This is a genomic window from Bradyrhizobium genosp. SA-3 (genome assembly GCF_004212635.1).
In the GTDB taxonomy this organism is placed as follows: Bacteria; Pseudomonadota; Alphaproteobacteria; order Rhizobiales; family Xanthobacteraceae; genus Bradyrhizobium.
In genome coordinates this window covers 32,676-45,198 of sequence record NZ_PSRT01000071.1, presented here as the reverse complement: position 1 = coordinate 45,198, position 12,523 = coordinate 32,676, and the positions used below count along the sequence as shown (strand labels likewise).

Here is a 12,523-nt window from a genome sequence, read left to right as displayed (position 1 = left end):
GAACTCAGCGAGACCTACCGAAAATCCTCAGGCCTGAGCTCGATCGGCTTGCCATGCGGCGTGCGGTCGGCGGCGTGGTCCCAGGCGTCGCGGTAGCGGTGCAGCGTCTCCGTCGAAGCGACGCCCTTGCGTGCGACGAGGCCTTCCAGCGTGGCGAGCCAGTGCAGGTAATAGGTCTCGCCCGTGTCAGGATCGCCGGCGGCCTGGGCGCGCTTGATCTCGTCGGCGAGCGCTGCGGCCCATTCCGGCCAGGTGAACACGCCGCGTTCGTGCAGGCTCAACGCCATCGCAAACGCGTGCGCCTCCCAGGGCGCACGGAACACCGGGCCGTCGTCGTCACGGGGAATGCTCGGAATGGCCGTCGTGGCGGCGGCCGCAAGCGTGCGGCTCATCACGCCGGGTCCAGATAGGGCTCGAACGCGTCGATGGAGACCTTCGAGGTCGGATCGCCATCCGCGCCCCAGAGATCGCGCCCCTCGAACACGACCGTGTAGAGCCATTGCGGATTTTCGCCTTGCTCCATCGCGGCCGAATCCGGAAACACGTGGCAGCCATGGTTGAGCTCGACGACACCGACATGGCCGCGCACATAGCGCGGCAGCCGCGTATGCGTCGCCGGATGAATGTTCTTGGCGCGCACACGCTCGCCGATCGCAAACTTCGCCGGGGCCGGGGCAGGGCGAGCGAACTTGCCGCGCACCATCACGCGCTCGACATTGGCGAGGTCGAACTTGCCGTGCTTGAGCGCCTTTGCAGGCTGCATCGCGTGGCCGGCGGCGACCTCCTCCCTCGTGAGGTAGCCCTTCTCGATCAGCATCTCCTCGAGCCCGAGGAACCACTTCTTGTAATAGGAGCTCGACAGATAGACATGCGGCGGGATCGTTTCGCGATAGAAGCGCGAGGTGTCGATGTTGAAGGCGCCGGCCGCACCCATCGCACGCACCATCGCCAGCACGCGCGCTTCCCAATCAGCGTGGAACATCGGCTCGTTCGGCTCGGGCTCGACCTTGCCGAACCCGTCCATGCCGCCCATGTCGTGCACGCCGTTCACGACGGCGCTCCCGGCGTCTTGGGAAAGCCGGTGCCGATCATGGAGTCGCGGGTGACGAGCTCGGCGAGTTGTTCCTCGCTCCAGCCTTCCGTGCCCTTGGGTCGCATCGGCAGCACCAGGAAGCGCGTTTCCGCGGTGGAATCCCAGACACGGATTTCGATGTCCTTGGGCAACGTGACGCCGAAATCGGCGAGCACGCCGCGTGGATCCTTGACTGCGCGCGAGCGGTAGGGCGCGGCCTTGTACCAGACCGGCGGCAGCCCGAGCATTTCCCAGGGGTAGCAGGAGCACAGCGTGCACACGATCATGTTGTGGCGCTCGGGCGTGTTCTCGACCACGACGAGATGATCGCCGACGCGGCTGACATGGCCGAGCGTGCCGATGGCCCTGCTGCCGTCCTCCAGCAGCGCTTTTTTGAACGCCGGATCGGTCCAGGCCTTGGCGACGACGCGCGCGCCGTTGTGCGGGCCGATCTTGGTCTCATAGGCCTGGATGATGGCATCGAGCGCGGCCGGCTCGACATAGCCTTTTTCGGTCAGGATCGTCTCGAGCGCGCGCACGCGCAGCTCGGTCTCCGACAGCTCGGAATGGTCGTGATTGTGGTGGTGGTGGTTATGATCGTGGCTCATGGGACAAAGGATAGGCGCAATGATCCGTTTCTGTCGAGCGTTCGTTGCAGTGCAATCCGGCCACGTGTTCGTGACGCCGTTGGCACGCTGGCATCGCCGGTGACATGACGAAAACCGCTTTCAATCCGGCCCTGGACAGCCATTGATATCGTCGTGGACAGTCCGTATACGCCGCGCTGGGACAAAAGCCGGCCCGGTCAACGGGCCGCACGGCGCGACCACAATCGAGGGGGAAGGCCCATGACCGCTAGCTCACAGGCGTCTGAGTCGAACGGGTTTCGCTGGAAGCTGATCGCTCCCCTCCTGGTGTGGCTGGCGATCTATCTGTGGCCGGTGCCGTCGGGCCTCAATGTCAATCAATGGCACTATTTTGCCGTGTTCGCGGCAGTCATCACCGGGCTCATCCTGGAATCGATGCCGGTCGGTGCCGTCGGGTTCATCGGCCTTACCGTCGCGGGCGTCGCCGGCTATATCGATGCCGATCCCACAAAATCGCTGCGCTGGATGCTGGCGGGATTTGCCGAGAGCACGGTGTGGCTGATCGTCGGCGCCTTCGTGTTCTCGATCGGCTATCGCAAGAGCCAGCTCGGCCGCCGCATTGCGCTGGTGCTGGTGCAGCGGCTCGGCCGCAACACGCTCGGCCTCGGCTATGCGGTCGCGATGTCGGACTTCCTGCTCGCGCCGGCGACGCCCTCGAACACCGCGCGCAGCGGCGGCATCGTCTATCCCATCATCAGCAACATCCCGCGCATCTACGGCTCCGAGCCGGGACCGACCGCCGGCAGGATCGGCACTTATGTGATGTGGACCGCCTTTGCGGCGACCGCGATCACGAGCTCGCTGTTCTTCACCGCGCTGGCACCCAATGCGGCAGCGCTTGCGATCGCCAAGAAGACGGTCGGGATCGAGGTGAGCTGGGGCCAGTGGTTCGTCGGCTTCGCGCCGCTCGGGATCCTCCTGATGGTGCTCGTTCCGCTGCTCAGCTATCTGGTGTGCCGTCCGGAGGTGAAGAGCAGCCCGGAAATCTCGGAATGGGCGGCGAAGGAGCTCAGCGCGATGGGCCCGATGTCGCGCAATGAATGGATCATGCTCGGCCTGATCGTGCTCGCGATGTTCCTGTGGATCGCGGGCTCGAGCCCGGACATCCACGTCCCCGTGCTCGGCTCGAACTTCGTCAACGCCACCACCGTCGTGTTCATCGTGATCTCCTTGATGCTGGTGACCGGCGTGATCGAGTTTGCCGACATCGTCGGCGAGAAGAGCGCCTGGGAAGTGTTCTTCTATTTCACCTCGCTGCTGACGCTGGCCTCGGGCCTCAACGAGATCGGCTTCATCAAATGGTTCGCGACCGAATACGCCAAGCCGCTCGCCGGGCTGTCGCCATCGACCGCGATGCTGCTGCTGGTCGCGCTGTTCTTCTGGATCCACTATTTCTTCTCGAGCATCACCTCGCATGCGGCCGCCGTGCTGCCGGTGGTACTGGCGGTCGGATCCGGCATCCCTGATCTGCCGGTCACGACGCTCGCCATGCTCTGCATGTATTCGCTCGGCCTGATGGGCGTGATCTCGCCTTATGCGACGGGACCTGCGCCGATGTATTTCGGCAGCGGCTACATCGGCAAAGGCCAGTTCTGGGGCTTTGGCCTGATCTTCGGACTGCTCTATTTCGCCGGCCTCCTGCTGATCGTGCTGCCCTGGTTGCAGGTCCACTGAGCCGGGTTCGAGGCTGATGGCCTGGCGAATAAATTTTCTCCCCCGCGGGCGGGATTTGGAAAGTTTCATCCAACTCCCGCAGATATCTGACATTGCAAGACGGACCTGAAAGGGCGATGGTGCGTGCTGCGGTGCAGCGCGCTTATACGAGCCCTCATCGCGGTTCCAATCCCGTCGCATGATGCGACCAGGCTTCCCGCGTGTTTTGCGGGCAAGCGAACCATTGTGCATGAAGGCCACCACCATGAACGCCCACCAATCGCTTGCGATCGGACAACCGATCCAGACGCCTGAAGCGATTTCGCCCGCCGCGACCGAGCCTGACGCGATGGTCCGTTTCGCCGGCATCTCAAAGACCTATCCGGCCTATCGCGGCAAGCCCGGCGTCAAGGCGCTGCAAGACATCGACTTCGCGATTCCGCGCGGCTCCATCACCGGCGTGATCGGCCGCTCCGGCGCCGGCAAGTCGAGCCTGGTCCGGCTGATCAACGGGCTGGAAAAGCCGACCACGGGCCGCGTCATCGTCGATAACAGAGACATCTCGGCGCTCGCAGGGCGCGAATTGCGGCTGGCGCAGCGCTCGATCGGCATGATCTTCCAACACTTCAACCTGCTGTCGTCGCGCACGGCGGCCGACAACATCGCGCTGCCGCTCGAGATCGCCGGCTGGGCCAAGGCCGACATCAAGGCCCGTGTCGCCGAGCTGCTCGCGCTGGTCGGCATCGCCGACAAGCACGACCGCTATCCCTCGGAACTCTCCGGCGGCCAGAAGCAGCGCGTCGGCATCGCGCGGGCCCTCGCCACGCGGCCGAGCGTGCTGCTGTCGGACGAGGCGACCTCGGCGCTCGATCCGCAGACCACACGCGCGATCCTCGATCTGCTCGCCAATATCAACCGCGAGCTCGGGGTGACCATCGTGCTGATCACCCACGAAATGTCGGTGGTACGTCAGCTCGCGAAGGAGGTCGTGGTGCTCGACGCCGGCCACGTGGTCGAGAGCGGCCACGTCGCTGACATCTTCACCCAACCCAGGCACCCGATCACGCAGTCCTTCCTGGCGGAGGTGATCGGCGACAGTCTGCCGGTGTCGCTGGCGAGCCGGATCGTGCCAGAGCCTATCGCAGGCGGGCAGGCCGTGATCCGCATCCAGGTCCGCGGCGCCGCGCCGGCGATACGCTGGTGGCGCGCCTTGCCCGTGAGCTCGGCCTCGACGTTGCAGTGCTCTCGGCGCGCATCGACGAGATCAGCGGCCAGCACGTCGGCTCGCTCGTCCTCGGCATTCCTTTTGGCATTTCTGGCGGAGAGGACGCGGTGACGCGGACGCTCGCCTGGCTGTCTCGATATCAATTCCCGGCGGAGCGTCTCGGCCATGTCGCCTGAACTCATCAACCTGATCGCCCAGGCCACGGGCGAAACCCTGTTCATGGTCGGCATCGCGGCGCTGCTCGGCACCGTCTTCGGTCTGCCGCTCGGCGTCTTTCTTGCGACCAGCCGGAAGGGGGAGCTGTTCGCGGCACCTGCCATCAACGGCGTGCTCGGCGTCATCGTCAACGCGACGCGGTCCACGCCCTTCATCATCCTGGTCGTCGCCATCATCCCGTTCACGCGCCTCGTCGCCGGCACCTCGATCGGATCGACAGCGGCGATCGTGCCGCTGACCATCGCTTCGACGCCATTCATCGCGCGCCTCGTCGAAGCCGCGATCCGCGAGGTCGATGCCGGCCTCATTGAAACGGCGTCCTCGTTCGGGGCCTCGCCGATCCAGATCGTGCTCAAGGTGCTGATCCCCGAGGCGCTGCCGGGCCTGGTGCTGGCGCTGACGCTCGCGGTGGTCAGCCTGCTCGGCTATTCCGCCATGGTCGGCGCCGTCGGCGGCGGAGGCCTCGGCGATCTCGGCATCCGCTATGGCTATCAGCGGTTCATGCCGGAGATGATGCTGGCCGTCGTCGTCGTGCTGATCGCGCTGGTGCAGCTCGTGCAGAGCGCGGGCGATTATCTGGCGCGTCGCGTCAACCGCCGGCTGCGGCATCGCTGATACCGTTTACAGATGTTGCGGACGAGTAGATTCTCGTCCGTCTGGAAACATTCGAAACGTGACTGGGCGCATTCGCCGCACATGCTGCGCACACGTCTGGAGAAATTCTAACGCTGTTCCTATCGCACTCCGAAACCGCCTGGGTTAGGGCGGGGCATCAAAAATGATACCGGCAAAGCCGGCAGTGCGTGGGGCTTCCAAGACGTGACCGACTTCCAACTTTCTTCGCGTGATGACACGCGTCGCCGGCAGATTCATCTTCTCTTCTTCGGTGCGGTCAGCACATTTGCTCTCTCCGTGCCGCTCGGTGACGTGCAAGCCCAGACGCAGATTCCCGCTGTCACCGTCGACGCGCCAGCCCAACGCGCTCGTCCCGCGGCGATTACATCGTCACGAAGATCGGCGGCGACACGCGCCTCTCGCGCCAATCGTCGCGCTCCGGCGCAGCAAGCTGCGCCAACCCAGTCGGCATCGAACGGCGCCACCGGCGAACGCGCCAATGGTCCGGTGCGCGGTTTCGTCGCCACCAGGAGCGGCACCGCCACCAAGACGGATACACCGCTGATCGAAACGCCGCAGTCGGTGTCCGTGGTCACCACCGACCAGGTCAGAAACCAGGGCGCGGTCTCGATCGGCGAGGCGCTGCGCTACACGGCCGGCGTCAGCGGCGACGTCAATGGCGGCTCGGACACCCGCTTCGGCGCCCTTCAGATCCGCGGCTTCGACACGACCATGTCAGGCCTCTACGTCGACGGCTTGCGGATTCCATCCAGCAACTACGTGCACTTCAACGGCCTCGATCCCTACGGGGCCGAGCGCATCGAAATTCTCAAGGGGCCGTCCTCAGCGATGTATGGCGGCAGCGGCACCGGCGGCATCCTCAACTACGTGACCAAGCTGCCGACCGCGCAGCAGTTCGGCGAGGTGTCGATCTCCGGCGGCAGCTTCAACCGCTATCAGGGCCAGTTCGACATGGGCGGCCCCGCCAACAAGGAAGGCACGGTGCTGTGGCGCCTCACCGGCGTGGTGCGCGACGGCGAGACTCAGGTCGACTTCACCAAGGACAACCGCGTCTTCATCGCGCCCGCCGTCACCTTCAAGCCGAACGAGGACACCACCATCACCTTGCTCGCCAACTACCAGCGCGACCGGGCAGGGTGGGGCCTCCAGTTCCTGCCGGCCTCGGGCACGGTATGGCCGAACAACGGCCGCACCATCCCGGTCTCGTTCTTCGCGGGCGTGCCGAGCTTCAACGCCTTCAACACCGAGATCGCGACCGCAGGCTACCAGCTCTCGCACGATTTCACCGACAACATCACGTTCCGGCAGAACCTGCGTTACGCCTATCAGCACAACGAGGAAAAGACCTTCTACGGCACGGGATATACCGACGAGGCGGCGGGGCAGCTGGGGCGTTTCGGCAGCTACAGCAACTCGTACATCAACTCGTTCGCGGTGGACAACCAGCTCCAGGGCAAGTTCACCACCGGCATCCTCAACCACACCACGCTGGTCGGGATCGACTATCGCAACACCGCGTTTCGCGACACCGCTTTTAGCGTTACGACGTCGTCGCCGGAGGTCAACGTGTTCAACCCGGTCTACAGCTACGACTGGACCATCGGCGCGATGAGCGACAACACCGGCGTCAAGCAGTCGCAACTCGGCCTCTACGCGCAGGACCAGATCAAGCTCGGTCGGCTGTCGTTCCAGCTCGGCGGCCGCCAGGATTTCGTGACGACGCAGCTCGACAGCGGCATCTCCAATACGTCGGTTTCGAAGGATGCTTCGGCTTTCACCGGCCGTGCCGCCGTGATGTACAATTTCGACAGCGGCATCGCGCCGTATTTCAGCTACTCGGAATCGTTCCTGCCGGTGCTCGCCACGGGACCGGGCGGCCAGATGCTTAATCCCGAGACCGGCGTGCAGTACGAGGTCGGCGTCAAGTACCAGCCGCTCGGCTGGAACGCGCTGTTCACTTTCGCAGCCTTCGACCTGACGCGTGACAACGTCGTCGTCTACGTGCCTGCAACCAACTTCGCCGAACAGACCGGTCAGGTGAAGTCGCGCGGCATCGAGCTCGAAGGCACGATGTCGCTCGCCGACGGCTGGAACCTGCGCGCGGCCTATGCCTATGTCGATGCCATGGTCACGCAGGATCCAGTGAATGTCGGCAAGGCGCCGGTCACCGTGCCGCTCAACCGCGCCTCGCTGTGGAGCGACTATACGCTTCAGAACGGACCGCTCGCAGGCTTGCAGTTCGGCGGCGGCATCCGCTATGTCGGCGCGACCTGGGGTGATGATGCCAACACATTCAAGGTGGGATCCTCGACCGTGCTGGATGCGCTTTTGGCCTACACCAGGGACAATTGGCGTCTGTCACTGAACGTCACCAACCTCGCCGACACACGTTATGTCGCCGCCTGCTACGGACTGGCGGGGTGCATGTATGCCGAGGGGCGCAAGGCGATCGGCAAGTTGACCTACCGCTGGTGAGCAGGGCAACCACACATGGGAGACAGTTCGGCAGGCGGCTTCATCGCGGCGCATCCTTCGAGACGCCCGCTGTCGGCGGGCTCCTCAGGATGAGGTCATGTTTCGCGGCAAACTCCCAAACCCTCATGGTGAGGAGCCCGCCCAAAGCGGGCGTCTCGAACCATGAGACTGAGGTGGGATTCGAACGATGAGAGCGATATTCGGACGGCTGCATCGCTGGGCGGGACTGCTGACCGCCGGCTTCCTGTTCTTCTCCGGCATCACCGGAGCGATCATCTCGTGGGACCATGAGATCGACGACGTCCTGAACAGCCATCTGTTCGACGTCTCGAGCAAAGGCCCGGCGATTCCCTCGATCGAGCTCGCCAAGATGATCGAGCAGCGGGATCCCCGCGCGCGCGTGGTTTATCTCTTCACGACGCCAGAGGAGCGCCACTCGCTGTGGTTCTTCGTCATGCCGCGGATCGATCCGGCGACCGGAAAGCGTTACCCGCTCGATTACAATCAAGTCTTCCTCGATCCCAACACCGGCGCGGAGCTCGGCCGGCGCTATTGGGGCGCAGTGTGGCCGGTGACGAGAGAAAACTTCGTCTCGTTCCTCTACAAGCTGCACTACACCATGCACATCCCGGAATTCTGGGGTAGCGACCGCTGGGGCATGCGCGTGCTTGGGGTGATCGCCATCATCTGGACCATCGATTGCTTCGTCGGCTTCTATCTGACGCTGCCCTCGCGCCGGCGCGCCAAGGCGGTGCGGGCGCCTGAAGTCACGCGCCAGCTCGAGCGCGGCTTCTGGGCGCGGTGGGCGCCGGCCTGGACCATCAAGACCTCGGGCAGTGCCTACCGGATCAATTTCGACATCCATCGCGCCTTCAGCCTGTGGACCTGGGGCGTGCTGTTCGTCATCGCCTTCACGGCGTTCTCGCTGAACCTGTATTTCGAGGTGTTCTCGCCGCTGATGAAGATGGTCTCGAACTACACCCCGACGCCTTATGAGCAGCGGCCATATCGCGATCTCGACAATCCCATCGAGCCCAAGGTCAGCTTTGCCGACATCGCGGGGCGCGCGGCGGCCGACGGCAAGGGGCGAGGGTGGACCACCCCAGTCGGCGCGATCAGCTACGGCCCGGCCCATGGCGTCTATGCCGCCGCCTTCTTTCATCCCGGCGACGACCACGGCGCCGGCGGCGTCGGCCCGGCGCAGCTCTATTACGACAGCGAGGACGGCCGCCCCATCGGCGAACGGCTGTCCTGGGTCGGCACCGCCGCCGATATCTTCGTGCAGGCGCAATTCCCGCTGCATTCGGGCCGCATCGTCGGGCTGTTCGGCCGCATCCTGATCTCGATCATGGGCCTCGTCGTGGCGGCTCTCTCGGTCACCGGCGTCGTGATCTGGTGGCGCAAGCGTCGCGCCCGCGTGCGCGTGCGCGAGACCGCGGCGATGCGCCTCGGCCGGCAGCAACTCACGCCGGCAGAGTAGCGCGCTCGTCCGGCCTTCGGGTGAACCTTGCCGCGAAACCGAGCCTCGGTGTGAATCCGTAGCGCACGTCCGTGGTTGACGCGCCGCGCTGCGATTACGGTCACCTGAGGATATTTAGGAACCAAGGATATTCCGGTACGGTTTGTGAGTTCCAGGGAAATCCCACTTGCCGAAGGCGGTCCGCCAGGAGGCGACTGATGAGTGATCAATCCAAGCCGGTAGGTGCAAGCTCTTCCTCTAGCAACAAGCCCGATCAAGGTGTTTCTCGCCGCGGCTTCATCGCGAAATCGCTCTGCGGCGCAGCGCTTGCGGGCGCGGCTGCGGCTCCGGCGTGGGCCCATGGCACGGCAGGATCTGCCACGGGTGCCTATGCCCGCGCACGCAGGCCCATCCCGAAAGAGGTTGCGCAATACCAGTATCAACCAAACGGAGCCCAGCGCTGCGGGGTTTGTGCGCATTTCCGGCCTCCCGGCAGCTGCGAGATCGTTGCCGGACCTATCAGCCCGGACGGGTGGTGCCGTTACTTCCGCGGCGCGCGAGGTTCGCGCGGCTCATCTGGCCCAGGCCGAAGCTATTGAGAGAGACTGCGATCGCTCGCCGTGCGTCGCGCGCGAAGAGCACAGTCTCTTCTCGCCCTGCCACGACACACGGCTTGCGCATGGCCTGTTGAGATGCTCAACGCGATCTCCGCCGGTGTTCAACGACAGCACCTCACCTTGCTGCCAGTGCCGCGCCTCGGCCGGCAGCAGCTCACGCCGGCAGAGTAGGGTGCGGCATCGCGGATGAACCTCCTCGCCCGGCACCGGCACAAAGACTGGAGATAGCTCCCAGTCGTTTGCGGACATTGCCATGAGATTACCCACCTTGCTCTGCCTGCTCGCCTTGGCAACACCCGCCTATGCGGCCGCGCCCGAGCAGCATTATCTCGACCTGCGCGATCGCTACATCGCAAAGTTCTCGGCAGCCAAAGAGAGCGACGAGATCTATAAGCAGCACGATGCCGCGCTCAAGGAGCTGGCAGGCGTGCTGCGCGGCCTGGTGGGACCTGTTACGATCAAGGGGCTACCGGCCGAGGGCAAGTCGAACGTCGATACGCTGTTCAAGAACGACATCGGCTTCGGCCATCTCGACGGGCTCAGCTTCGCCTCGGAAAGTTACAAGACGCAAGCGGTGGTGACCACGACCACGCTGCTCAAGCATTGGCTGGGCGAGCATCGCGAGGATGGCATGCCGCAGGAGAGCGGCGCAGCGTTGAAATCCGACCGCTTCTACTACTACGCGATCCAGGACGCCGCCTTCGCCATCTATGCGGAGCTGCCGATCACCAAGCCTGCGGCGGCGAGTGCCGCGATCGCGGTGCTCGGCGTGCGCGGCAATGGCGGTCTCAAGGCGCCGCCGGATGAAATCGACGTCGTCGCGATCCAGGGCGACAAGGTGTTCTTCATCGCAACATCGGACGCCGTAAAGACCACTCCGATACCGGCCTGCGAGAAAGTCTGGAAACAAATGATGGCCAAGCCGGTCGACAAGAAGGACCTGCGCGGCGACATGACCCGCGAAGACAATGCGATGACCGCCTTCACAGCCTGCTTCGCCAAGGAAGCGCCGAGCCAGAGCTGGTTCGCAGCAGTCGTCAAGAAGGCGCAGAGCCGGCTCGATCTGTTGCCGCCGCGCTAAAGCGCGTTGCCGCCCAAATTCCAACCACGCCCGCCTTCGCCAAAAATCTCGTATCCCGTCGGCGTCACCGCGACCGTGTCCTCGAGCTTGATGAAGCCGCGCGTCGGATGCTTCATCGTGGTCTCGATCGACACCACCATGCCGGCCTCGAGCGGCTGGCGGGCGTCAGTGTCGTCGTAGGGAACCGGCCCCTTGGCGGTCAGGCGAGGGGCCTCGTGGCTGACGAGGCCCATGCCGTGGGCCAGGAAATCGGTGCAGTCGCGCTGGGTGATCTGGGCGAGCTGTCGCTCGGCCGCGACGTAGATGTCGCCGCCCATGGCGCCCGGCCGGACCGCGGCGAAGGCGGCGCGCTGCACGGCCTCGATTTCGGCCAGATAGTCCTTCAACTCGACATCCGGCTTGCCCAATACGGCCATGCGCGCGAGGTCGCCGATATAGCCGTGATAATTGCCGCCGGAGTCCAACGACAGCACCTCGCCTTGCTCCCAGTGCTGCGACGACGGCGCCCGGTTGTGGCTGCTGCCGCAGGCAAGCAAGCAATACTCGAAGGTCAGTCCGCGGTTGGCTTCGGCGAGGCGCAACGCATCCGCCAATTGCTGCTTGGTCGTGCCCCGACCGTGACCGGCGATCACCGCCAGCATGGATGCGATGACGAGCTCGGACGCGGTCTTGAGCTTCGCCAATTCCTCCGCCGACTTGACTGCCCGCAGCCGCTCCAGCACCACGAGAGCGTCCTTGAGCTCGGCACCGGGCAGGGCGTCGGCCAGAGCCCGGCCGGCATCCATCGGCAGGAACGCCATCTCGACCCCGACCCGCCGCGAGGGCACGCCGGCATCCCGGATCAGGCCTGCGGCCCGCGTGATCGCATCGACCGATCCATTGGACTCGGTCCGGAGCTGTGGAACCCAGGGCGGCGCGACAGCGCGCTGATGGGTCTCCATACGGTGGCCGACATAGATCGCTTTCTCGGGGGCGCCCTTGGGATAGACCAGGACCGGCAAATAGCGGCTGACGCCGAGCGCGTCCATGTAGTCGAAGAAGATCGCCCGCTCAGCGCCCAACAAGTACTGCACATTGTGCTTGGAGGTCGCGACCAACACGTCGAGGCCGGCGTCCTCCATGAGACGGTCGAGCTTGGCGGCATCGAACGGAATGACACGCGAGGCAGTGGCGCGGGCAGCGGTCTCCTGCATGACGACTCTCCCATGGCTGCGGCGATTTGATCTCCTGCAATTCCTGTCCGCGACCATCCGACTAACAGCCGGATGGTCAGTTGGCTCCCGATGTTAGGCCCGGAAGTAGGGTTCGCACCAGCTTGGGGAACTGCCCGCCACGTCCACATCCGTAATTCGCATAAGGTATATTATGGAATATATTTATGTACAATTGGATCAGACATTTAGATGGAATTCCTGTCACCGCACCTTCGCTCCAGGCCATTT

The 12,523-nt window shown here is 64.5% G+C and carries 10 protein-coding genes and 1 pseudogene; 6 read left to right on the top strand and 5 right to left on the bottom strand.

The annotated features are described in order from the left end of the window. Nucleotides 1-14: 14 nt before the first annotated feature. Genes CWO91_RS24150 through nthA form a run of 3 tightly spaced genes read right to left on the bottom strand, consistent with a single transcriptional unit; the run spans nucleotide 15 to nucleotide 1,680 of the window. The gene (locus CWO91_RS24150) at nucleotides 15-392 is read right to left on the bottom strand and encodes a nitrile hydratase accessory protein (RefSeq protein WP_165405670.1); all 378 of its coding nucleotides are present in this window, start codon (nucleotides 390-392) and stop codon (nucleotides 15-17) included. Beyond that, nucleotides 392-1,051, bottom strand: a complete 660-nt coding sequence (nthB, locus tag CWO91_RS24145) for a nitrile hydratase subunit beta (protein ID WP_130216910.1) — start codon at nucleotides 1,049-1,051, stop codon at nucleotides 392-394. Before nthB ends, CWO91_RS24150 begins: the two co-directional genes overlap by 1 nt. Beyond that, on the bottom strand, nucleotides 1,048-1,680 hold the full coding sequence (gene nthA, locus CWO91_RS24140; RefSeq protein WP_130216908.1) for a nitrile hydratase subunit alpha: 633 nt from the start codon (nucleotides 1,678-1,680) through the stop codon (nucleotides 1,048-1,050). Before nthA ends, nthB begins: the two co-directional genes overlap by 4 nt. Nucleotides 1,681-1,920: 240 nt before the next feature. Between nthA and CWO91_RS24135 the strand changes: the two genes are divergently transcribed. From CWO91_RS24135 to CWO91_RS24125, 3 genes and pseudogenes are all read left to right on the top strand, one after another. Further along, nucleotides 1,921-3,393, top strand: a complete 1,473-nt coding sequence (locus CWO91_RS24135; RefSeq protein ID WP_130216906.1) for a DASS family sodium-coupled anion symporter — start codon at nucleotides 1,921-1,923, stop codon at nucleotides 3,391-3,393. 229 nt (nucleotides 3,394-3,622) lie between these two features. Then, nucleotides 3,623-4,773 (top strand): annotated as a pseudogene (locus tag CWO91_RS24130) (methionine ABC transporter ATP-binding protein). After that, nucleotides 4,763-5,428, top strand: a complete 666-nt coding sequence (locus CWO91_RS24125; protein ID WP_128944195.1) for a methionine ABC transporter permease — start codon at nucleotides 4,763-4,765, stop codon at nucleotides 5,426-5,428. The pseudogene CWO91_RS24130 and the gene CWO91_RS24125 overlap by 11 nt, the downstream one beginning before the upstream one ends. A gap of 144 nt (nucleotides 5,429-5,572) precedes the next feature. Here CWO91_RS24125 and CWO91_RS43185 read toward each other — a convergent pair whose 3' ends face one another. Next, a complete protein-coding gene (locus tag CWO91_RS43185) occupies nucleotides 5,573-5,791 on the bottom strand; it encodes a hypothetical protein (protein ID WP_165405669.1) in 219 nt (72 codons plus the stop codon). Between the two features lie 144 nt (nucleotides 5,792-5,935). Here CWO91_RS43185 and CWO91_RS24120 point away from each other — a divergent pair, with 144 nt between their 5' ends. The 3 genes from CWO91_RS24120 to CWO91_RS24110 all read left to right on the top strand — a co-directional run bounded on the left by CWO91_RS24120 (nucleotide 5,936) and on the right by CWO91_RS24110 (nucleotide 11,081). Then, on the top strand, nucleotides 5,936-7,924 hold the full coding sequence (locus CWO91_RS24120) for a TonB-dependent siderophore receptor (RefSeq protein WP_165405668.1): 1,989 nt from the start codon (nucleotides 5,936-5,938) through the stop codon (nucleotides 7,922-7,924). Nucleotides 7,925-8,111: 187 nt separating this feature from the next. Continuing rightward, on the top strand, nucleotides 8,112-9,404 hold the full coding sequence (gene fsrB, locus CWO91_RS24115; protein ID WP_130216902.1) for a siderophore utilization protein FsrB: 1,293 nt from the start codon (nucleotides 8,112-8,114) through the stop codon (nucleotides 9,402-9,404). A gap of 849 nt (nucleotides 9,405-10,253) precedes the next feature. Continuing rightward, entirely contained in the window at nucleotides 10,254-11,081 is an 828-nt protein-coding gene (locus tag CWO91_RS24110) for a hypothetical protein (RefSeq protein WP_130216900.1), read from the top strand. Here CWO91_RS24110 and CWO91_RS24105 read toward each other — a convergent pair. Further along, complete coding sequence (locus CWO91_RS24105; RefSeq protein WP_130216898.1) at nucleotides 11,078-12,274, bottom strand: M24 family metallopeptidase; 1,197 nt, start codon at nucleotides 12,272-12,274, stop codon at nucleotides 11,078-11,080. The two genes, CWO91_RS24110 and CWO91_RS24105, sit on opposite strands and share 4 nt — an antisense overlap. Between the last annotated feature and the right edge of the window lie 249 nt (nucleotides 12,275-12,523).